Source organism: Pseudomonas songnenensis (genome assembly GCF_003696315.1).
In the GTDB taxonomy this organism is placed as follows: Bacteria; Pseudomonadota; Gammaproteobacteria; order Pseudomonadales; family Pseudomonadaceae; genus Stutzerimonas; species Stutzerimonas songnenensis.
Window position 1 is genome coordinate 633,088 of record NZ_RFFN01000003.1, and the last position, 20,875, is coordinate 653,962.

Annotated in this window: 19 protein-coding genes; 17 read left to right on the forward strand and 2 right to left on the reverse strand. The window is 65.6% G+C overall.

The genetic code is table 11. From position 1 onward, the window contains the following. Position 1 precedes the first annotated feature (1 nt). The 10 genes from EA798_RS11615 (at position 2) to dctM (ending at position 11,553) form a co-directional block, all read left to right on the forward strand. Complete coding sequence (locus EA798_RS11615; protein ID WP_122099037.1) at positions 2-1,129, forward strand: ABC transporter permease; 1,128 nt, start codon at positions 2-4, stop codon at positions 1,127-1,129. A gap of 201 nt (positions 1,130-1,330) precedes the next feature. Then, a complete protein-coding gene (rfbB, locus tag EA798_RS11620) occupies positions 1,331-2,401 on the forward strand; it encodes a dTDP-glucose 4,6-dehydratase (protein WP_122099038.1) in 1,071 nt (356 codons plus the stop codon). Further along, positions 2,398-3,270, forward strand: a complete 873-nt coding sequence (gene rfbA, locus EA798_RS11625) for a glucose-1-phosphate thymidylyltransferase RfbA (protein ID WP_106157144.1) — start codon at positions 2,398-2,400, stop codon at positions 3,268-3,270. The genes rfbB and rfbA overlap by 4 nt, the downstream gene beginning before the upstream one ends. Beyond that, positions 3,267-3,812 (forward strand): dTDP-4-dehydrorhamnose 3,5-epimerase, encoded by a 546-nt coding sequence (gene rfbC / locus EA798_RS11630; protein ID WP_106157141.1) that lies wholly within the window; start codon positions 3,267-3,269, stop codon positions 3,810-3,812. The genes rfbA and rfbC overlap by 4 nt, the downstream gene beginning before the upstream one ends. Then, positions 3,809-4,723, forward strand: a complete 915-nt coding sequence (gene rfbD / locus EA798_RS11635) for a dTDP-4-dehydrorhamnose reductase (protein ID WP_122099039.1) — start codon at positions 3,809-3,811, stop codon at positions 4,721-4,723. Before rfbC ends, rfbD begins: the two co-directional genes overlap by 4 nt. A gap of 126 nt (positions 4,724-4,849) precedes the next feature. Next, entirely contained in the window at positions 4,850-6,655 is a 1,806-nt protein-coding gene (locus EA798_RS11640) for a sensor histidine kinase (RefSeq protein ID WP_122099040.1), read from the forward strand. Beyond that, positions 6,652-8,046: a sigma-54-dependent transcriptional regulator gene (locus EA798_RS11645; RefSeq protein ID WP_122099041.1), complete on the forward strand. Its 1,395-nt coding sequence runs from the start codon at positions 6,652-6,654 to the stop codon at positions 8,044-8,046. The genes EA798_RS11640 and EA798_RS11645 overlap by 4 nt, the downstream gene beginning before the upstream one ends. 342 nt (positions 8,047-8,388) lie before the next feature. After that, entirely contained in the window at positions 8,389-9,384 is a 996-nt protein-coding gene (dctP, locus tag EA798_RS11655) for a C4-dicarboxylate TRAP substrate-binding protein DctP (protein ID WP_106157129.1), read from the forward strand. 262 nt (positions 9,385-9,646) lie between these two features. Then, positions 9,647-10,273 carry a TRAP transporter small permease gene (locus tag EA798_RS11660; RefSeq protein ID WP_106157126.1) on the forward strand — a complete coding sequence of 209 codons (627 nt, stop codon included), beginning with the start codon at positions 9,647-9,649 and terminating at the stop codon, positions 10,271-10,273. Continuing rightward, positions 10,273-11,553: a C4-dicarboxylate TRAP transporter large permease protein DctM gene (dctM, locus tag EA798_RS11665; RefSeq protein WP_106157124.1), complete on the forward strand. Its 1,281-nt coding sequence runs from the start codon at positions 10,273-10,275 to the stop codon at positions 11,551-11,553. Before EA798_RS11660 ends, dctM begins: the two co-directional genes overlap by 1 nt. Positions 11,554-11,621: 68 nt before the next feature. On the opposite strand, the gene EA798_RS11670 is transcribed toward dctM, so the two are convergent. Then, the gene (locus EA798_RS11670; RefSeq protein ID WP_122099043.1) at positions 11,622-12,230 is read right to left on the reverse strand and encodes a 2OG-Fe(II) oxygenase; all 609 of its coding nucleotides are present in this window, start codon (positions 12,228-12,230) and stop codon (positions 11,622-11,624) included. A gap of 156 nt (positions 12,231-12,386) precedes the next feature. Between EA798_RS11670 and EA798_RS11675 the strand changes: the two genes are divergently transcribed. Continuing rightward, positions 12,387-13,151, forward strand: coding sequence for a DUF2059 domain-containing protein (locus tag EA798_RS11675; protein ID WP_122099044.1), 765 nt, complete (start codon positions 12,387-12,389; stop codon positions 13,149-13,151). Positions 13,152-13,164: 13 nt separating this feature from the next. Here the strand turns inward: EA798_RS11675 and bipL are convergent, their stop codons facing one another. After that, the gene (gene bipL, locus EA798_RS11680) at positions 13,165-14,103 is read right to left on the reverse strand and encodes a phospholipase BipL (protein WP_106157116.1); all 939 of its coding nucleotides are present in this window, start codon (positions 14,101-14,103) and stop codon (positions 13,165-13,167) included. A gap of 85 nt (positions 14,104-14,188) precedes the next feature. On the opposite strand from bipL, the gene EA798_RS11685 reads away from it, so the two are divergent. From EA798_RS11685 to EA798_RS11710, 6 genes are all read left to right on the forward strand, one after another. Continuing rightward, positions 14,189-14,758: a DUF6436 domain-containing protein gene (locus tag EA798_RS11685; RefSeq protein ID WP_106157113.1), complete on the forward strand. Its 570-nt coding sequence runs from the start codon at positions 14,189-14,191 to the stop codon at positions 14,756-14,758. 115 nt (positions 14,759-14,873) lie between these two features. Next, on the forward strand, positions 14,874-16,937 hold the full coding sequence (locus tag EA798_RS11690; RefSeq protein ID WP_122099045.1) for a TonB-dependent receptor plug domain-containing protein: 2,064 nt from the start codon (positions 14,874-14,876) through the stop codon (positions 16,935-16,937). After that, positions 16,937-17,929: an ABC transporter substrate-binding protein gene (locus tag EA798_RS11695; RefSeq protein WP_122099046.1), complete on the forward strand. Its 993-nt coding sequence runs from the start codon at positions 16,937-16,939 to the stop codon at positions 17,927-17,929. Before EA798_RS11690 ends, EA798_RS11695 begins: the two co-directional genes overlap by 1 nt. Next, complete coding sequence (locus EA798_RS11700; protein ID WP_106157106.1) at positions 17,926-18,717, forward strand: ABC transporter permease; 792 nt, start codon at positions 17,926-17,928, stop codon at positions 18,715-18,717. Before EA798_RS11695 ends, EA798_RS11700 begins: the two co-directional genes overlap by 4 nt. Further along, positions 18,714-19,538 (forward strand): ABC transporter ATP-binding protein, encoded by an 825-nt coding sequence (locus tag EA798_RS11705; RefSeq protein WP_122099047.1) that lies wholly within the window; start codon positions 18,714-18,716, stop codon positions 19,536-19,538. Before EA798_RS11700 ends, EA798_RS11705 begins: the two co-directional genes overlap by 4 nt. Beyond that, on the forward strand, positions 19,532-20,788 hold the full coding sequence (locus tag EA798_RS11710) for an NnrS family protein (protein ID WP_122099048.1): 1,257 nt from the start codon (positions 19,532-19,534) through the stop codon (positions 20,786-20,788). The genes EA798_RS11705 and EA798_RS11710 overlap by 7 nt, the downstream gene beginning before the upstream one ends. The last annotated feature ends 87 nt before the right edge of the window (positions 20,789-20,875 follow it).

Here is a 20,875-nt window from a genome sequence, read left to right on the forward strand (position 1 = left end):
CATGGGCGGCCTGCGACGCAAACTCGGCAACATCTTCCAGCTCGGCCTCAAGGAGTTGCGCAGCCTCTACCGCGACCCGGCGATGCTGGTGCTGATCATCTATTCGTTCACCCTGGCCATCTACGAAGGCGCCACGGCGATTCCCGAGGCGCCGCACCGCGCCAGCATCGCGGTGGTCGACGAGGACCGCTCGCAGGCCTCGCTGCGCATCATCAATGCCTTCCAGCTGCCCTATTTCATCGAGCCGAAGGCCATCAGCCTGCAGGAGATGGACAGCGGCATGGACGATGGCCTCTACACCTTCACCCTGAACATCCCGCCGCGTTTCCAGCAGGACCTGCTCGCCGGCCGCCAGCCGACCATCCAGCTCAACGTCGATGCCACCCAGGTCAGCCAGGCCTTCACCGGCGCCGGGCACATTCAGCAGATCATCGCCAGCGAGACCGCCGAGTTCGTTCGCCGCTATCGCAGCACTGACGCGCTGCCCGTCGAGGCGGTGGTGCGCACGGCGTTCAACCCCAACCTCAGCCGCGCCTGGTTCGGCGCGGTGAACGAGGTGATCAACCAGATCACCATGCTGGCGATCATCCTCACCGGTGCGGCGCTGATCCGCGAGCGCGAGCACGGCACCATCGAGCACCTGCTGGTGATGCCGGTGACGCCGTTCGAGATCATGGTCGGCAAGGTCTGGGCCATGGGCCTGGTGGTGCTGGCGGCAGCGGCGTTCGCCCTGCGCTTCGTCGTCGAGGGCTGGCTGGACATCCCGATCCAGGGCTCGCTGTGGCTGTTCGCCGGCGGTGCGGCGCTGCACCTGTTCGCCGCCACCTCGATGGGCATCTTCTTCGGCACCGTGGCGCGTTCCATGCCGCAGCTGGGCCTCTTGGTGATCCTCACGCTGATCCCACTGCAGATCCTCTCCGGCGGAGTGACGCCACGCGAGAGCATGCCGGAGCTGGTGCAGAACATCATGCTGGTGGCGCCGACCACGCATTTCGTCGAACTGGCCCAGGCGATCCTGTTCCGCAGCGCCGGCCCTTCCATCGTCTGGCCGCAGCTGCTCGCCCTGGGCGTGATCGGCACGGTGTTCTTTCTTGGCGCGCTGTCGCGGCTGCGGGTGTCGTTGCGCTAGCGTCGATATCTCAAACTCAGGGGGTTTGCGACATTCACGCTGGCTGACCGGCGAAAGGCCACTAGCCTATACTCGCGTCCGTAACCACACGGTTACCCAACGCCCCAAAGCGCTCGGGAATTTTTGTATCGAAGGCCGGTCTATCGTGCCGACATGCTAAGAGCCTGACGCTCGACAGCGCGCCAAGGAAGCCCCATCACTATGCGCATTCTCGTTACCGGTGGAGCCGGATTCATCGGCTCCGCACTGATCCGCCACCTCATTCTCGATACCGAGCACAGCGTGCTCAACCTGGACAAACTGACCTATGCCGGCAACCTGGAGTCGCTGGCAGCCGTGGAAGACAACCCGCGGTATCAGTTCCTCCAGGCCGACATCGCCGATCGTGAGCGGGTCAGCGAGGCGCTGCTGGAGTTCCAGCCGGACGCCATCATGCATCTGGCCGCCGAGTCCCATGTCGATCGCTCCATCGACGGCCCGGCCGAATTCATCCAGACCAACATCGTCGGCACCTATCAACTGCTCGAGGCCACCCGCGCCTACTGGCAGAGCCTGCCGGCCGAGCGTCGCGAGGCGTTCCGCTTTCATCACATCTCCACCGATGAGGTCTACGGCGACCTGCATGGTGTCGACGACCTGTTCACCGAGACCACACCCTACGCGCCCAGCTCGCCCTATTCGGCCAGCAAGGCCTCGTCGGACCACCTGGTGCGGGCCTGGCAGCGTACCTACGGCCTGCCGGTGCTGATCACCAACTGCTCGAACAACTACGGGCCGTTCCACTTCCCGGAGAAGTTGATCCCGCTGGTGATCCTCAACGCCCTCGATGGCAAGCCGCTGCCGGTCTATGGCGACGGCTCGCAGATCCGCGACTGGCTGTTCGTCGAGGACCACGCCCGCGCACTGTTCAAGGTGGTCAGCGAAGGCAAGGTCGGCGAGACCTACAACATCGGCGGCCATAACGAACAGAAGAACATCGAGGTGGTGCGCGGCATCTGCGCGCTGCTGGAAGAGCTGGCACCGAACAAGCCCGCCGGCCTGGCCCGTTATGAAGACCTGATCACCTTCGTCAAGGATCGCCCGGGCCACGACCTGCGCTACGCCATCGACGCCAGCAAGATCGAGCGCGAGCTCGGCTGGGTGCCGCAGGAAACCTTCCAGACCGGCCTGCGCAAGACCGTGCAGTGGTATCTGGACAACCTCGAATGGTGCCGTCGCGTTCAGGACGGCAGCTATCAACGCGAGCGCCTTGGCGCCCTGGAGAACGCATGAAAGGAATCATCCTCGCCGGAGGCTCCGGCACCCGTCTGCACCCCATCACCCTTGGCGTATCCAAGCAGCTCCTGCCGATCTACGACAAGCCGATGGCCTACTACCCGATTTCGGTGCTGATGCTTGCGGGCATCCGCGACATCCTGGTCATTTCCACGCCGCAGGATCTGCCGCAGTACAAGAACCTGCTGGGCGACGGCAGCCAGTTCGGCGTCAACTTCAGCTATGCCGAGCAGCCCTCGCCGGATGGCCTGGCGCAGGCCTTCCTGATCGGTGAAGAGTTCATCGGTGACGATTCGGTGTGTCTGATCCTCGGCGACAACATCTTCCACGGTCAGCACTTCACCGAGAAGCTGCAGCGCGCCGCAGCCCAGCCAAGCGGTGCCACCGTGTTCGGCTACTGGGTCAAGGACCCGGAGCGCTTCGGCGTGATCGACTTCGACGAGAACGGCAAGGCGCTGTCCATCGAAGAGAAGCCGAAGAAGCCCAAGTCCAGCTACGCGGTCACCGGCCTGTACTTCTACGACAACGACGTGATCGAGATCGCCAAGTCGATCAAGCCCTCGCCACGCGGCGAGCTGGAGATCACCGACGTCAACATGGCCTACCTCGAGCGCGGCGATCTCAATGTCGAACGCTTCGGCCGTGGCTTCGCCTGGCTCGACACCGGTACCCACGACAGCCTGCTGGAAGCCTCGCAGTACGTGCAGACCATCGAGCACCGCCAGGGCCTGAAGGTCGCCTGTCTGGAGGAGATCGCCTACCAGAACAAGTGGATCGACCGCGAGCAGCTGTTGCGCCGTGCCGACGCCCTGGGCAAGACCGGCTACGGCCAGTACCTGTTCAAGCTGGCGGGTGAAGACGCATGAAGGTCATCGAAACCAGCATTCCCGACGTACTGATCATCGAGCCCAGGGTCTTCGGCGACGAACGCGGTTTCTTCTACGAGAGCTTCAACGCGGCCGCTTTCGAAGCGGCCACGGGGCTCAAGCGCCAGTTCGTCCAGGACAACCACTCCAAGTCCCAGCGCGGCGTGCTGCGCGGCCTGCATTACCAGATCCAGCAGCCGCAGGGAAAACTGGTGCGCGTGGTGGCCGGCGAGGTGTTCGACGTAGCCGTCGACCTGCGCAAGAGCTCGCCAAGCTTCGGCCGCTGGTTCGGCACTCACCTGAGCGCGCAGAACCAGCGCCAGCTGTGGATACCCGAAGGCTTCGCACACGGTTTCGTGGTGCTCAGCGAGAGTGCCGAATTCCTCTACAAGACTACCGACTACTACGCGCCGGAGCACGAGCGCAGCCTGTTGTGGAACGATCCGGAGCTCGGCATCGAATGGCCGTTCGACGAGCCGCCACAGCTGTCCGCCAAGGACCAGGCTGGCAAGCGCCTCAGCGACGCGGAGCTGTTCCCATGAAGATCCTGATCACCGGCAGCCAGGGGCAGCTTGCCCGTGAGCTGCAGCTGGAACTGGCTGGCGCCGGCAAACTGCTGGCCCTTGGGCACAACGCGCTGGACCTGTCCGATCCACACCAGGTCCGTGAGCAGGTGCGCCTTTTGCGGCCGGACCTGATCATCAATGCGGCCGCCTACACCGCCGTTGACCCGGCGGAAACCCATCGTGAGCTGGCCTTTGCGGTCAACGCTCGCGGGCCGCAGGTACTTGCCGAAGAAGCTGCGCGCCTTGGTGTGCCGCTGATCCATTACTCCACCGACTACGTGTTCGACGGCCGCAAGGACGAACCCTATACCGAAGCCGACGTGCCGCAGCCGCTGAGCGTCTATGGCGCCAGCAAGCTGGCCGGGGAACAGGCGATTCAGGCGGTCGGTGGGGAATACCTGATCCTGCGCACCAGCTGGGTCTATTCACAACACGGCAAGAATTTCCTGCTGACCATGCAGCGTCTGCTGCAGGAGCGCGATGCGTTGTCGGTGGTCAGCGACGAGATCGGTGCGCCGACCTGGGCCGCGACCATCGCCCGCACCACCGCGGAAATGGTGCGCAAGCGCAGCGCTGGCGAAGCCGGCCCGAGCGGCCTTTACCACCTCACCGCGGGCGGCGAAACCTCCTGGTACGGCTTCGCCTGCAGCATCGCCGAGCACCTGCGCCAGCAGGGCCGCTTGCGCGCCGAGATCACCCCGATCCTGTCCAAGGATTACCCGACCGCTGCGCAGCGTCCGCTGAATTCGCGGCTCAATTGCGCGCGACTGCAGCATGACTGGGGCATCCATCTGCCGGACTGGGAAACCGCTCTGCATGAATGCCTTGTTCAGAGCGATGAGCAGGCTGCCGCAAGCGCGCCCCGGACTGCCACAGTCGGCCGCTGAGCTGGCTGGCGGTGGCTGCGCCCTGAGAGGTCCAATCAGAGGTTCCGCCTGACCGGCCAGCGCTATCGACGCTGAACGCCGGCACGCTCTGCGTGCATAATGCGCCGGACACCCAGGCGCCCACGCATGACCGCACTGCACCCCCCCCGTCGCCCACGCTGGCGCAACCTCGCACTTCTGGCCTTGCTGCTGGCGCCCCTGCTCTGGCCGCTGCAGCAGCTCGCCGAGCGCTACTACCGCAACGAGCTGACCGAACAGAACCGCCAGACCCTGGACCTGTACGTTGCCAACCTGCTCGGCACACTGAACCGCTATGAAGTGCTGCCCCGCATCCTCGGCGACCTGCCGGCCCTGCGCGCCGTGCTGCAGCAGGACTCGCCCCAGGTGCGAGACAACGCCAACCGGCTGCTCAAGCGCCTGCGCAACCAGACCGGTGCCGATGTGATCTACCTCATGGGAACCGACGGCAACACACTGGCTGCGTCCAACTGGGACGAGGAAGACAGCTTCGTCGATCGCAACTTCGCCTTCCGGCCCTACTTCCGCCAGGCCATGGAGGGTCGCCTCGGGCGCTTCTTCGGCCTCGGCACCACCTCCGGCAAACGCGGCTACTACTTCGGCGCGGCGGTGCGCGACGGCGACCAGGTGCTCGGCGTGCTGGTGGTCAAGGTCGATCTCGACCACACCGAGACGCTCTGGGGCAGCACCCCGGAACAGCTGCTGGTGACCGACAACTTCGGCGTGGTGATCCTCACCTCGCGGCCGGAATGGCGATTTCGCGCCACCCGCGGACTGGGCGTCGACGAGCGCGAACAGATAGCCTTCGATCAGCCCTATCCCACCCTGTACCCGCAGGACCTCACGCTGAACATCGATGCCTGGCTGATCCAGAGCCGCGAGCTGAAGGAAACCGGCTGGACGGTACGCATCCTCGCCCCCGTCAACCTGGTCGAACGCCCGGTGCGCACCGTCGTCGCCATCGGTGCCGCGACGCTGCTGGCGCTGCTGCTCTGGCTCGGCCTGCTGATGCAACGCCGCCGGCATTTCCTCGAACGGCTGGCGCTGGATGCCCAGGCACGCCAGCAGCTGGAACAGCGCGTGCTCGAGCGCACCCGTGATCTGGAGGCGCTGAACAGCCGGCTCAAGGTCGAGGTGCTCGAGCGCGAGCAGGCCCAGCAGGAACTGGTCCGCGCCCAGGACGAGCTGCTGCAGGCCGGCAAGCTGTCGGCGCTGGGCACCATGTCGGCAAGCATCAGCCACGAACTCAACCAGCCGCTGGCGGCGATCCGCAGCTATGCCGACAACGCCCGCGTGCTGCTCGACCATGAGCGCGTCGACGAGGCGCGCGACAACCTGCGGCTGATCAGCGAACTGACCGCGCGCATGGCATCGATCATCGCCCACCTGCGCGCCTTCGCCCGTCGCGATCAGCACGCACCGGAACGGGTGGCGCTGCAGCCGGCACTGGACGATGCGCTGGCGCTGCTGGCCAAGCGCCGCCAGGCCATGGGCGTCGAGCTGATCCGCGATCTGCCGGACGCGACGCTGTGGGTGCAGGCCGGCGAAACGCGGCTGCGGCAGATCCTCGCCAACCTGCTGGCCAATGCCCTCGACGCCCTCGGCGAACGTCCCCAGCCGCGGCGCATCTGGCTGCGCGCCGAGCTGGAGGGCGACGGCGTACTGCTGACCCTGCGCGACAACGGTCCGGGCTTCTCCGCCGAGGCGCTGCAGCGCGCCCGTGAGCCCTTCTTCACCACCAAGACCAGCGCCCAGGGCCTGGGCCTGGGCCTGGCGATCTGCGATACCCTCACCCGCGCCCTTGGCGGTGAGCTGCGCATGAGCAACCATCCCGAGGGTGGTGCCCAGCTTGGCCTGTTTCTGCGCAGTGCCGAGCCGGGCGTCGCCTTTCCCACCGAGGACCACTTTCAATGAGCAGCGAGCATTCGATCAGCGCCCAGACGCAGGTGCTGTTGATCGACGACGATCCGCACCTGCGCCAGGCGCTCAGCCAGACCCTCGATCTTGCAGGCCTCAAGGTAGCCAGCCTGGGCGACGCTCGCGAGCTGGCCACGCGCTTGCCGGCGGACTGGCCGGGTGTGGTGGTCAGCGACATTCGCATGCCGGGAATTGACGGCCTGGAACTGCTCCAGCAACTGCGCTCGCGCGACAGCGACCTGCCGGTGATCCTGATCACCGGGCATGGCGATATCCAGCTGGCGGTGCAGGCCATGCGCGCCGGCGCCTACGATTTTCTGGAGAAGCCCTTCCCCAGCGAGGCGCTGCTGGACAGCGTGCGCCGCGCTCTGGCGCTGCGCCAACTGGTGCTGGACAACCGCTCGTTGCGCCTGGCGCTGGCCGACCGACAGCAGCTCTCGGCACGCCTGCTAGGTCAGTCCAGGGCGATGCTGCGCCTGCGCGAACAGATCGGCGCGTTGGCCGGAACCCAGGCCGATGTGCTGATCCTCGGCGAAACCGGCGCCGGCAAGGAGGTAGTGGCGCGCGCCCTGCACGACCTCTCCAGCCGGCGTAACGGCCCGTTCGTCGCGATCAACGCCGGCGCACTGGCCGAGTCGGTGGTGGAAAGCGAGCTGTTCGGCCACGAGCCCGGCGCCTTCACCGGCGCGCAGAAACGGCGCATCGGCAAGTTCGAGTTCGCCAACGGCGGCACCCTGTTCCTCGACGAGATCGAGAGCATGAGCCTCGACGTGCAGGTCAAGCTGCTGCGTCTGCTGCAGGAACGGGTAGTCGAACGGCTCGGCGGCAACCAGTCGATCGCGCTGGATATCCGCGTCATCGCCGCGACCAAGGAGGATCTGCGCGTGGCCGCCGATCAGGGACGATTCCGCGCCGACCTGTACTACCGCCTCAACGTGGCACCGCTGGGAATTCCGCCGCTGCGCGAGCGCAACGAGGACATCCTCCTGCTGTTCCAGCATTTTGCCGAGGCGGGCGCTCAGCGCCACGGCCTGCCGGTCCGCGAACTGCAGCCGGAACAGCGGGCCGCCCTGCTGCGCCACGCCTGGCCAGGCAACGTACGCGAGCTGCAGAACACTGCCGAGCGCTTCGCCCTGGGTCTCGGCCTCGGACTGGATCAGCCAGGCGCCGAGCCGACCACCAGTCTTGCCGGCGCTGGCAACCTGAGCGAGCAGGTCGAAGCGTTCGAGCGTGCGCTGATCGCCGCCGAGCTGAACCGCCCCCACGGCTCGCTGCGCAGCGTCGCCGAAGCGCTCGGCGTGCCGCGCAAGACGCTGCACGACAAGCTGCGCAAGCACGGTCTGAATTTCAGCGATGCTGGCGGAAGCTCGCCGGAGGAAAACGATTAGATGGCGGAATCCCGCCATTCTGATCGACGAGCAGATCATTCGGCTGCCGCGTCCTGCGGTGGCCAGCGGCGTACCCGTCCCGAGCCGGATGAACGCCGCAAAGGTGCGACCTAGACGCGCTTGTTGGCAATCCGCCATTCAAACCTTCATCTGTTGCTGGGTAAACTCCCTGCCCACAGGTTGCTCTGCCGGCTGTTGGCACAGGCATTGCTCCTGATACTCAATGAACCGGACGGAACGAGTGCGATCACCCATCGCAACCTGGCCATTGCGCCTAGACTTGCCCAGCTGGTTACTGCCGGGATGCCCCGCGGCTCCCACCCACAACAAGAGGAAACATCAATGTTCAAACTGACTGCCAAGGCGCTGGCATGCGCCCTGTCGCTGAGCATCGCCGGTCTGGCCCACGCGGCTGACCCGATCACCATCAAGTTCTCCCACGTCGTCGCCGAGAACACGCCGAAAGGCCAGGGCGCGCTGATGTTCAAGAAACTGGTGGAAGAGCGTCTGGCCGGCAAGGTCGAGGTACAGGTTTACCCGAACTCCTCGCTGTTCGGCGATGGCAAGGAAATGGAAGCCCTGCTGCTGGGCGACGTTCAGCTGATCGCACCGTCGCTGGCCAAGTTCGAACACTACTCCAAGGGCGTTCAGGTTTATGACCTGCCGTTCCTGTTCGACGATATCGCGGCAGTCGACCGCTTCCAGAAAGGCGAAGCCGGCCAGAGCCTGCTGCGCTCCATGGAAGACAAGAACATCACCGGCCTGGGCTACTGGCACAACGGTATGAAGCAGCTGTCGGCCAACAAGCCGCTGCGCGAGCCGAAGGACGCCCGCGGTCTGAAGTTCCGCGTACAGGCTTCCGCCGTGCTGGACGAGCAGTTCAAGGCCGTGCGCGCCAACCCGCGCAAGATGAGCTTCGCCGAGGTCTACCAGGGCCTGCAGACTGGCGTGGTGAATGGTGCCGAGAACCCCTACTCGAACATCTACTCGCAGAAGATGCACGAAGTGCAGAAGTACATCACCGAGTCCAACCACGGCCTGCTGGACTACATGGTGATCACCAACACCAAGTTCTGGAACGGCCTGCCGGCTGATGTACGCAGCGAGCTGGAAACCATCCTGGACGAAGTGACCGTCGCAGTGAACAAGCAGGCTGACGAGCTGAACCAGGCCGACAAGCAGCGCATCGTCGACGCTGGCACCACCGAGATCATCAACCTGACTCCGGAGCAGCGCGAAATGTGGCGTGAAGCCATGAAGCCGGTCTGGAAGAAGTTCGAAGGCGAGATCGGTGCTGATCTGATCAAGGCTGCCGAAGCCGCCAACCAGGCTCAGTAAGCCTTGCCGAGGGGCGGGTGCTCCCGCCCCTTTGCTGCACCACCCGAAACACCCGACAGCTCAGTGAAAAAACATAGCAGCTGACGAAGGCGAAGCCCGCACCAAGGGCAGACAGGCCAGGCCAAGGTGATCCCCCGGCTGCGCCGCTTCGACAGTGACAACAAGAGTTTTTCATTGCTCTGTCTGCCAGCCTGCCCCGGCTGGTTCACGGCGCACCTCGTGCTGCCTTCGCACAACAGCAGTCCATCGGGAGATGTCATCCATGAACGCCCTCTGGCGCGTCTGGGACCACTTCGAGGAAGGCTTTATTGCCTTTCTGTTGGCCGCCATGACACTGGTGACCTTCGTCTACGTGATCCTCAACAACCTTTACACGCTCTTCTACAACCTGGGCGACCGGTTCGAAGGCACCGCCGACTTCTGGTTCGCCATCGGTGATTTCATCATCGGCCTGGCCCAGGCCATGACCTGGAGCACGGCGCTGACCAAGGCGCTGTTCGCCTGGCTGATCTTTTCCGGCCTTGCCTACGGCGTGCGCACCGCCGGGCACATCGGCGTCGATGCACTGGTCAAGCTGGCGCCGCGAAACATCCAGCGCATCATCGGCATCATCGCCTGCCTGCTCTGCCTGGGCTATGCCGGCCTGCTGACCGTCGCCAGCTTCGAATGGATCCAGACCCTGTTCATCGCCAACATCGGCGCGGAAGACCTGGGCCACATCGGCGTCAAGCAATGGCATATCGGCATGATCGTGCCGTTCGGCTTCGCCATGGTGTTCATCCGTTTCGCCGAAATCTTCGTGCGCATCCTGCGCAACGAGCAGACGGGCCTCGGCCTGGCCGATGAAGCGGCCGATGCGCTCAAGCACGGCGAAGAGGAGCCCAAGTAATGACCATTCTGTTCCTGTTCGTCGCCCTCTTCGTGCTCATGTTCATCGGCGTGCCGGTGGCCGTATCCCTCGGCCTGGCCGGTTCGCTGACCATCATGATCTTCAGCCAGGACTCGGTGCGCTCGCTGGCGATCAAGCTGTTCGAAACCTCCGAGCACTACACCCTGCTGGCCATCCCGTTCTTCCTGCTGGCCGGCGCCTTCATGACCACCGGCGGTGTCGCCCGTCGTCTGATCGACTTCGCCAACGCCTGCGTCGGCCACATCCGTGGCGGCCTGGCCATCGGGGCGGTGCTGGCGTGCATGCTGTTCGCCGCACTCTCCGGCTCGTCGCCGGCCACCGTGGCTGCGGTCGGCTCCATTGCCATCGCCGGCATGGTGCGCTCCGGTTACCCGCAGGCCTTTGGTGCCGGTATCGTCTGTAACGCCGGTACGCTGGGCATCCTGATTCCGCCGTCGGTGGTCATGGTGGTCTACGCCGCCGCGACCGAGACCTCGGTGGGCAAGCTGTTCATGGCCGGTGTCGTGCCGGGCATCATGCTCGGCGGCGCGCTGATGATCGCGATCTACATCATCGCCGTGAAAAAGAACCTGCCGGCACTGCCGCGCGCCACCTTCCGCGAGTGGCTCTCCGCTGCGCGCAAGGCGGTCTGGGGCCTGCTGCTGATGGTGATCATCCTCGGCGGCATCTACTCCGGCATGTTCACCCCGACCGAAGCGGCGGCGGTGGCGGCGGTGTATTCGGCCTTCGTCGCGCTGTTCGTCTACAAGGACATCAGCCTGCGCGACTGCCCGAAGGTGCTGCTGGAATCCGGCAAGCTGTCGATCATGCTGATGTTCATCATCGCCAACGCCATGCTGTTCGCTCACGTACTGACCACCGAACAGATTCCGCAGGCGATTACCGCGTGGGTCATCGAGGCCGGTCTGCAGCCGTGGATGTTCCTGCTGGTGGTGAACATCGTGCTGTTGATCGCCGGTGCCTTCATGGAGCCTTCGGCAATCATCCTGATCCTCGCGCCGATCCTGTTCCCGATCGCCATTCAGCTGGGTATCGACCCGATCCACCTGGGCATCATCATGGTGGTCAACATGGAAATCGGCCTGATCACGCCACCGGTGGGGTTGAACCTGTTCGTCGCCTCGGCGGTGACGGGAATGCCGGTCACCCAGGTGATCCGCGCAGTGCTGCCATGGCTGGCGCTGATGCTGAGCTTCCTGGTGATCATCACCTACGTGCCGTCGATTTCGCTGGCGCTGCCAAACATGCTTGGCATGTAGCGCAGAGCAATTACTTCCCTTTAGCCCGGCCTGTGCCGGGCTTTTTTTTTGCCGGAAGAACGGCTGCGTCAGAGGGCGAGAACGTCCGCCGGGCGCCGACGGAACCAGCCGGTCAGGGACAGGCGATCGGCCTGAGTGGCCAGCACCTCGTGGGGGAAATCGCCGGAGAGAAACACCACCAGATTGCCGGCCAGCGGCGGCACGTCCAGCTGCGAGCCATCGGGCATGTGCATGCGCAGCTCGCCGGCATGGGCCGGCTGCCAGTCGGGGTTGAGGTAGAGCACCGCGGTCACCGAACGGCTGTCGTCGTCGCGAAAGCGATCCAGGTGCGTCTGGTAGAAGGCGCCGGGCGGGTAGAAGGCGAAATGGCATTCGAACTCTTCCAGGCCCAGATACAGCTCGCGGTTGAGCTGTTGCCGCAGCGCATCCATCACCTCGAGGTACTGATCGCAGATCGCTGCCTGGCCCGGTTCCAGCCACTGGATATGGTCGCTGCGAATGCCTTCGCGCACCGCCTGCGCCTCGCCACGGCCGACGCCGGCCGGCGCCAGTGCGCCCTCTGCCTCGCGCCTGCGGCACTCGTCGGCCAGCTTGTGGGTCACATCACTGGGAAGGAAAGAACTCTGCAGCGACCAGCCGCGCTCGGCCAGGTCGTCGATGATCGAAGAGAACTGCAAGGAAGTGACTCCGAAGGGGGATACCGAACGAGTCTAGGGGCTGTAGAGACTCCGCCACAAGCCACGGCACTGCGCCATATCGCAGCAGCGCTCGCGCGCCTCGACAAGCATGCGTCGGGGCACGGAAAATGAACCGCCCGCCAGACAGGAGCTCCCATGCGCGCCCTTTTAGCCTGTGTACTGCTGACCTTCAGCTTCGCCAGCTTCGCCGACACCTATCAAGAGCTGTACGAAACCGCCGGCTGGACCGAACAGCGGGCCAATTTCGCCGATGCGCTGACCGCCGCCCAGCAGCGCTACAAGGACACCCTGCCGCCCGCGGTATTCCAGGCGCTGGTGACCAACAGCAATCGCCGCTTCGCCTCCCACGCCATCGACCAGCGGGCGCAGCGCGCGCTGCGCGAACACCTGGCCGACCCACAGCCGGCACTGGATTTCTTCCAGTCCCCGCTGGGCCGCAAGATCGTCTCGGCGGAGGTGCTGGCGGCACGTCGCGAGCAGCTGGCGCGCCATACCGACGGCCTGCCGCGGGTGGCGGCTGAAAGCAACCGCCAGCTGCTGATTCGCCATCTTGCCCAGGCCATCCCGGCCAGCGAGGCCGGGGCGGAAGTCAGCCTGGCACTCGCTGGCGTCGCCGCCGACAGCCTGAGCCAGATGATTCCCGGCCTGCTCGGTGGCAATCAGGCGCAGAGCCTGTTGAGCAGCCAGCGCCAGCGGATGATCGAGCAGATCGAGGCCGATCTCGACAACACGCTGCTCTTCGTCTATCGCGACCTGTCCGACGCCGAACTGGAAGAATACGTGCAGTTCGCCCAATCGGGCGCAGGCAAGGCCTATTACCAGGCTGCGCTGCAGGCGCTGCGCGCCGGACTGGCGGTGGGCATGAGCGGCGCCGATCTGGAGCCGCAGCAGGGTATCTGACCGCCGCGCCGGGCTACTTCAGGCGTTCGCGCAGGAAGTCGAAGTAGGCCTGGCGCAGCTCCTCGCGCTCATTCACCAGATGGTGACGTGCCTCGGGCAGACGCAGGACCTCGGCACCAGCGAACTTGCGCTGCAGCACCGGCAGGTTGTACTGCCAGTCCACTGTCATGTCCGCCTCGCCCTGGATGATCAGCGGCGAATGCGCGCTGCCCGCTGCACCTTCGATACGCGGAATCCAGCGTGACAGGGCGCCGACCCAGGCCGTGGGCAGGATGTCCGGCTGCAGCGGGTCCTGGCTCTGGACGAATTCGAGAAAGCGCGGATCGCTGGAGTTCTCGCTGAAGGTCCGCGGGATCTGCTGCACGAAACGCCGCACCAGCTCGTAGCTGATGCGCGAGCGCAGCCAGGCCCGCGGGCGGATCAGCGGGGCCAGCAGGATGGTGCGGCCCAGGTCCGGGTTGTCGGCCTGGTGCAGCAGGTGATCCAGCGCGATGGCACCCCCGGTGCTCTGGCCGAGCAGATGCCAGGGCCGCGGCAGATCAAGCTGACGCGCCTGCTCGAACAGCCCGCTGAGCACGGCCTGGTATTCATCGAACTCGTTGATGCTGGCCCTTGGTCCGCTGGACAGACCGTGGCCCGGCAGGTCGCAGGCAAGCACGGCGAAACCCATCTCCAGCCCCCAGTCGACCACATGCCGGTACAGGCCCATGTGATCGTAATAGCCATGCAGGATCAGCAGGCTGGCGTGGGGCTGTTCGGGCCACCAGGCCTGGGCGACGACATCGTAGTCATGCACGCGAAAACGCCCCAGCCGCCGCTGCACGTTACGCCGATGCGGCATGTCCAGGCCGTAGTAGGCCTGATAGTGCAGCGTTTCGGCGGAAGCGTCAGCCGCATCCCTTAGGGAGGACAGGCTGTTGCGCAGACGATCGGGCTGGATACGCGAAGGCATGGACTTTCTTTAAGCGGTTGGGACCCGGGATATTCAGCTCTGCGCCGCGTCATGGCAAGCTTGCGCACCCACATCGGAGCCTGCCATGAGCGCACGCCGCAAATACCTGATCGCCGCCCTGATCGCCCTGCTCTGGGGCGGCGCCATGCTGGCCGCGTTCTGGTGGTTCGAGGCGCGCTACCTGCGCACCTTCGAAGGCGAGCGCGCCGAGCTGTTTTCCGGCGACACGCTGCGCCTGCCGGCCGAACTGCAGGGTCCGGGGCCGGTGCGCTTCGTCCACTTCTGGGACCCGGGCTGCCCGTGCAACGTCGGCAACCAGCAACACCTGGAAGAGTTGCTCAAGCGCTTCGCCGGGCAGCCGGTCGAGTTCTACGAGGTGCGCAAGCCCGGCAGCAAAGGCCGCCTGCCGGCACCGCTGGCTTCGCTGAAGCCGCTTAACGACCTGTCCGGCTCCGAGCAACTGCCGGCCAGCCCCGCCGTGGGCATCTGGGATCAGAGCGGCGAACTGGTCTATATCGGGCCTTACAGCGAGGGCGCGGTATGCAGCTCGGACAACAGCTTCGTCGAGCCGATCCTCGATGCGGTACTCGCCGGGCGCAAGGTGCGCGCCACCCATTCGCTGGCGGTGGCCTGTTTCTGCGACTGGCAGCAGTAGCACGCTTGCGACAGGTAAACTTGATCGCAATCAAATGATAATTATTATCAGTTAAACGAGAATTGCTCCCATCCAAGTCGGCATCACCGCCGACGAAATATCCGGGAGCCGTTCGATGATTTTCCGCCTTCACCCGCTAGCCCTGGCCTGCCTGGCCGTCAGCACCTCTTCCGTACTCGCCGCGCCCCTGGAGTTGCAGGAAACCGTCGTCACCGCCAAGGGCTACGAGGCCGCGACGCAGGACATTCCGCAAGCCATCGAGGTGCTGCAGGCTCAGCCAACCGAAACGGCAGCGCCGGCCGGCAGCCTGTTCCGCGGCAAGCCCGGGCTCGCCGTGCATAGCGACGGCGCCTGGGGGCAGAACCCGGTGTTGCGCGGCATGAAGAAGGAAAGCGTGGTGCTGATGGTCGACGGCGTGCGGGTCAATTCCGGCCAGCCGCAGGGCTCGCTGGCCTCCATGCTCGATCTCGGCCTGCTGGAACGCGCCGAAGTGGTCAAGGGTCCGGGCTCGGTGCTGTACGGCAGCGGCGCCATGGGCGGGGTGGTCAACCTGATCACGCCACAGGCACGCTTCACCGAGCAGGACGAACGCGGCGGACGCTTCTCCACCAGCGCCAGCAGCGTCGACAAGGGCTTTACCGGCGCCACGCTGCTGCGCGACTCCAGCAGCGATCATGCGCTGGTGCTGGGCGTTGCCGGGCGCAAGGTCAACGACTACAAGAGCCCCAACGGTACCGAAGAGAACACCGGCTATAGCTCCGATACCCTGCTGCTCAAGTACAAGCAGCGCCTGGCCGAGGATGTCAGCCTCAACCTGAACGTCCAGCGCCACACCGACCGCGACGTCTGGTACCCGGGCTCGGCGCGTACCGGTGGCCAGCCGGGCGGTGCCGGCATCCCGGTACCGCTCGGCACCGCGACCATCCATTCGCCGGAACAGCAGCGCGAGCTATTCCAGATCGGCCTGGAAAACGGCCTCGGTGAAGGCACCCTGACCACCGAACTCTATCGTCAGGAGGTGTACCGGGAGATCCGCGCCTACTCCGAGCGGCTCGACCGCGACTATGTACGCAACAACGTCAGCTTCATCACCCACGGGCTGCGCTCGAGCTGGGTGGTGCCGGTCGCCGATCACCTGCTGACGGTGGGCGTCGACGGCTGGAAGATGACCGGCGATCCGGAACGCTACGTGGATGGCCCGCCGACCTTCAACAACAACCAGCGCAACGACCCCTTCAAGGATGCCGAGATCGAATCCTACGGGCTGTTCGTGCAGGACGAATTCGACCTCGGCCAGACACGCCTGACGGCCGGCGCCCGCTACGACCGCATCAGCGCCGACGCCCGAGCCAAGGGAAACGGTCCTTCATTTACAACCAGCGGCCTGGACAGCACCGACCACAACCTGTCGTGGTCGCTGGGCGCGCTGCATCCGCTGACTGACACCCTGAACCTCTACGCCAACGTCGGCCAGGCCTACCGCGCCGCCGACATGCGCGAGCGCTACGACGATGCGCCGCGCGGCGACGGCTACTTCCACGTCGGCAACCCGCAGCTGGACCCGGAGCGCTCCACCAGTTTCGAGCTCGGCCTCAAGGGTAGCGATGGCGATTTCACCTATCAGCTGGCGGCCTTCCACACCCGCATCGACGATTACATCGCCGGTCGTGTGACCGGCACCAACGCCCCCAACGGGCTGCCGATCAAGCGCACCGAGAACCTCGACAAGGTGGTGATCTACGGCCTTGAAGGCAGCGCCAGCAAGGGCGTCGGCGCCTTCGTGGTGGACGGCAGCTTCACCTGGCTGCGCGGCGAGAACAAACAGGACGACGAACCACTGCACCAGATGCCGGCCCACGAGTTGACTTTGGGCATCGGCCAGCCAGCCGAGCGCGGCCTCTACTGGCATGCGCAGCTGCGTGCCGTCGCCGAGCAGGATCGTGTAGCGACCGAGTTCACCCGCGGCGGCGAAGACCGTACCGCAGGCTTCGTTACCGCCGATGCCAGCCTCGGCTGGGGCTTCGGCAGGATCGGCGTGCTGCAGACCGCCAACCTTGATGCGCGCCTGAGCAACCTGTTCGACAAGGCCTACCATGAGCATCTGGCCGACGGCATCAGCGGCAACGAGCTGCAAGCACCCGGGCGCGGCATCACCGTCGCGCTGAGCGGGAGCTTCTGATGCTCCGCCATCTGCTGATGGTCATCCTGCTGGCGGCCGGTACACCGGCACTGGCGGACAAGCTGCCGCGCCTGGTCCTGGCCGGCCCTTCTTCGTCGGTATCGAATCCGCTGATCCACATGGTCGAATCCGGCGCACTGGACGACCTGGCGGACAAGGTGGAATTCGTCAGCTGGCGCGATCCCGACCAACTGCGCCTGCTGGCGCTGAACCAGCAGGCGGACCTGCTGGCCATGCCGGTCAACGTCGCCGCCAACCTGTACAACCGCGGCGCCAAGCTGCGCATGCTCAACGTTTCGACCTGGGGTCTGCTCTGGCTGGTGTCCCGCGAACAGGGCCTGAGCACCCTCGACGACCTGCGCGGCAAGGAAATCGCCATGCCGTTCCGCGGCGACATGCCGGACATCCTCTTCGGCCTGCTGGCCGAGCGTGCCGGCATCGATGTGCGCAAGGACCTGCGTTTGCGCTACGTCGCCACGCCCATCGACGCCATGCAGCTATTGCTGATGCGCCGTACCGACCACGCCCTGCTCGCCGAGCCGGCCATCTCCATGGCCCTGCGCAAGGCCAGCGAAGGGCCGCTGGGACTGGTCGCGCCGGATCTGTATCGCAGCGTCGACCTGCAACAGGAATGGGGCCGTCTGTTGCAACGCGAAGCACGCATCCCGCAGGCTGGCATCGCGCTGATGGCCAGCGTGAAAGACCAGCCGCAAATCGCCGCGCGAATCGCCCAGGCCTACGCCGACTCGCTGCAATGGTGCAGCGCCAACGCCGAGCGCTGCGGCCAGCTGGTCGCCAGGCATCTGCCGATGCTCAGCTCCGAAGCGGTGAGCGATTCGTTGGCCGTGGCGCAGATGGAGGCCGTGCCCGCCGCCGAGGCGCGGGCAGAAGTGGAGTATCTGTTCGAGCTGCTGTTGCAAAAGAATCCGGCGCTGATCGGCGGCAAGCTGCCGGCCGATGACTTCTACTCGCCAGTCAGCGATCAGCCATGAGCCTCCTGCGCAGCTGGCTGACCAGCCTGCCCAGCTATCTGTGGAGCGGCTGGGGCGCGCTGGCCAGCCTGTTTCTGTTGCTGGCCGCCTGGGAGGCAGTGGCCAGTCACTATGGCGCGCTGGTGCTGCCGGCGCCGCTGGAGACCTTTTCCCGCCTGCTCCAGCTGATCGATGAAGGTGCCGCCTGGCCGGAGCTGCTGGCCACCAGTCGCCGGGCGCTGCTCGGCTTTGCCCTGTCCGTGGCAGTCGGCAGCGTGCTCGGGCTTGCCGCCGGTGTCTCCATGACCGCCTCGATGATGGCGCGGCCGCTGGTCACCGTGCTCATGGGCATGCCGCCAATCGCCTGGCTGGTACTGGCGATGCTCTGGTTCGGCGCCAGCGACGGCACTCCGGTGTTCACCGTGTTCATCGCCAGCTTTCCGCTGGTGTTCGTCGGCGCACTGCAAGGCACCCGCACGCTGGATAACCAGCTCAAGGACATGGCCCTGGCATTCCGTCTGCCGCGGCGGATGCTGTTGCTCGATGTCTATCTGCCGCACGTCGTGTCCTACCTGTTCCCCGCGTGGATCACCGCGCTCGCCATGGCCTGGAAGATCGTGGTGATGGCCGAACTGCTGGCCACCCAGGATGGCGTCGGTGCCGCCCTGGCGGTGTCACGCTCGCACCTGGATACCAGCGCGACCATGGCCTGGATCACCGCGGTGGTCGGCCTGCTGCTTGCGGTGGAGTACCTGCTGCTGGAACCGATCAAGCGCGAAGTCGAGCGCTGGCGCGAGGTGCCTTCATGACGCAATTGCATATCCACGGCCTGGCCCACGCCTTCGGCCGCGACGAGATCTTCAGCGGCATCGACTTCAACCTGAGAGCGGGTGAAGTGGTCGCCCTGGTCGGCCCCTCCGGCTGCGGCAAGACCACCCTGCTGCACCTCTGTGCCGGACTGCTGGACGTACAGGAAGGACGCATCGACAACGGTTTCGGCAACCCCGCCAGCATGTTCCAGCAACCGCGGCTGCTGCCGTGGAAGACCACGCTCGACAACATCGCCCTGGGGCTCAAGGCGGCCGGCATGGCGCGGCAGCAACGCCTGCAGCAAGCCAGTTCCCTCGCGCTGCGCCTGGGCCTGGCCGCGGGCGATCTCGGCAAGTTTCCGCACCAGCTTTCCGGCGGCATGCAGAGCCGCGTGTCCCTGGCGCGGGCGCTGGTGCTGCAGCCGGATCTGCTGCTGCTCGACGAACCCTTCGCCGCGCTGGATATCGGCCTCAAGGAAGACCTTTATGCCCTGCTGCTGGCCGAGCAGGCCGCACGCGGCATGGGCGTGCTGATGATCACCCACGACCTGATGGAAGCCGTGCGCCTGGCCGACCGCATCCTGGTCATGGCGGCGGCGCCGGGGCGCATCGTCAGCCACCTGGAGCTGGATCTGCCAGCCGTGCAGCGCAGCGATGCCTGGATCTACCAACACACCGCCGAGCTGCTGCAGTTGCCGGCCGTAAGAGAGAGTTTCGGCCTGGCCACCCGCGCGCCGCAGACCTTGCCTAACGCTGCCAAAGTCGCCATTCGCGAGGCGGCACCCTTACCCCTCGCCAGCAGAGCACGCTCACGATGCTGAAAACCTTATCGCCGCGACTCGCCAACTGGTCGCTGCTGCTGTGCAGCTTCCGCCCGCTGTTTCTCGCCACCGTGCTGCTGGCTGTGGTGGGTGTTGCACTTTGGCTGGGTTTTCTCGGTTTCGGGATACCGCTGCCAGGCGTGCCGGGCGGTCCGCTGGTCTGGCATGCCCACGAAATGCTGCTCGGCTTCGGCCTTGCGGCAGTCGCCGGCTTCGTCCTTACCGCGGTGCCGGAATTTACCTCCACCGCGGCATTCGGTCGGCAGGTAGGTTTCGGCTTTCTACTGCTGTGGCTAGCGGCTCGGCTGAGCTTCTGGCTTTCCGGCGTCATCGGGCCGTGGCCGGCGGCGCTGTTCAACAGTGCCTTCGCCATCGCTCTGGTTGTGCTGCTCACACCGCGCCTGCTGGGCGACCCGCTGCGCCGACAATACGGCTTCTTCGGCGGGCTCGGCGCGCTGGCGCTGGTGACCGTGGGCTTTCATGTCGACGCCGTCGCCGGCCAGTACCCGATGCGCTGGCTGTATGCTGGCATCGGCGTGATGATGGTGCTGATCGTGGTGGCCATGAGCCGAATCTCCATGCGCATCCTCAACGACGCCATTCAGGCACGCCGGGATGCCGGGCATGAAGTGGACGAGGACTACCGCGCGCGCCCGCCACGACGCAACCTGGCGATCTTCTGCGTCAGCCTGTTCACCCTCGCCGAATGGCTGGCCCTCCCGGCGCCGCTGAACGGCTGGCTGGCCCTGGCCGCAGCCGCCGCGATGTTCAACCTGCTCAACGACTGGCACATCGGTCGCGCGCTGCTGGAGCGTTGGTCGCTGATGCTCTACAGCGTGTACTGGCTGATGGCGCTGGGCTATGGCGCACTGGGTGTCTCGCTGCTAGCCGACGGTTTTGCCAGCAGCGCAGGGCGTCATCTGCTGACACTCGGGGCCATGGGCGTCTCGATTCTCGCGGTGCTGTGCATCGCCGGGCGTACCCACAGTGGCTATGCACTGGATCAGCGGCGCTGGGTGCCGATCGCAACCTGCCTGCTGGTGCTCGCCGCGCTGCTGCGTGCCAGTGCGGGGCTGCCGGGCGCTCCCGTGCCGCTGCTGAACATGCTCGCCGGGCTCGGTTGGCTGACAGTCTTTGGCCTGGCGCTACGCTACATGGCACCGATCTGGCTGCGCCCGCGCCCGGACGGTGGTACGGGATGTGAAGAGCCGATGGATGAACGCAGCACGGGGTCGGGCTGCCGGACCTGAGCGGTGATCGGCAACTGGTCGCGGTATTCGCTGCAGGCGAACAGACAACCGAGCCGTGAATGCGAGCTCGGGGACGGAAAAGGCGCG

Coding starts and splice junctions, on each gene's coding strand:
- EA798_RS11615 (WP_122099037.1), top strand. CDS start 2: ATGGGCGGCCTGCGACGCAAACTCGGCAACATCTTCCAGCTCGGCCTC.
- rfbB (WP_122099038.1), top strand. CDS start 1,331: ATGCGCATTCTCGTTACCGGTGGAGCCGGATTCATCGGCTCCGCACTG.
- rfbA (WP_106157144.1), top strand. CDS start 2,398: ATGAAAGGAATCATCCTCGCCGGAGGCTCCGGCACCCGTCTGCACCCC.
- rfbC (WP_106157141.1), top strand. CDS start 3,267: ATGAAGGTCATCGAAACCAGCATTCCCGACGTACTGATCATCGAGCCC.
- rfbD (WP_122099039.1), top strand. CDS start 3,809: ATGAAGATCCTGATCACCGGCAGCCAGGGGCAGCTTGCCCGTGAGCTG.
- EA798_RS11640 (WP_122099040.1), top strand. CDS start 4,850: ATGACCGCACTGCACCCCCCCCGTCGCCCACGCTGGCGCAACCTCGCA.
- EA798_RS11645 (WP_122099041.1), top strand. CDS start 6,652: ATGAGCAGCGAGCATTCGATCAGCGCCCAGACGCAGGTGCTGTTGATC.
- dctP (WP_106157129.1), top strand. CDS start 8,389: ATGTTCAAACTGACTGCCAAGGCGCTGGCATGCGCCCTGTCGCTGAGC.
- EA798_RS11660 (WP_106157126.1), top strand. CDS start 9,647: ATGAACGCCCTCTGGCGCGTCTGGGACCACTTCGAGGAAGGCTTTATT.
- dctM (WP_106157124.1), top strand. CDS start 10,273: ATGACCATTCTGTTCCTGTTCGTCGCCCTCTTCGTGCTCATGTTCATC.
- EA798_RS11675 (WP_122099044.1), top strand. CDS start 12,387: ATGCGCGCCCTTTTAGCCTGTGTACTGCTGACCTTCAGCTTCGCCAGC.
- bipL (WP_106157116.1), bottom strand. CDS start 14,103: ATGCCTTCGCGTATCCAGCCCGATCGTCTGCGCAACAGCCTGTCCTCC.
- EA798_RS11685 (WP_106157113.1), top strand. CDS start 14,189: ATGAGCGCACGCCGCAAATACCTGATCGCCGCCCTGATCGCCCTGCTC.
- EA798_RS11690 (WP_122099045.1), top strand. CDS start 14,874: ATGATTTTCCGCCTTCACCCGCTAGCCCTGGCCTGCCTGGCCGTCAGC.
- EA798_RS11695 (WP_122099046.1), top strand. CDS start 16,937: ATGCTCCGCCATCTGCTGATGGTCATCCTGCTGGCGGCCGGTACACCG.
- EA798_RS11700 (WP_106157106.1), top strand. CDS start 17,926: ATGAGCCTCCTGCGCAGCTGGCTGACCAGCCTGCCCAGCTATCTGTGG.
- EA798_RS11705 (WP_122099047.1), top strand. CDS start 18,714: ATGACGCAATTGCATATCCACGGCCTGGCCCACGCCTTCGGCCGCGAC.
- EA798_RS11710 (WP_122099048.1), top strand. CDS start 19,532: ATGCTGAAAACCTTATCGCCGCGACTCGCCAACTGGTCGCTGCTGCTG.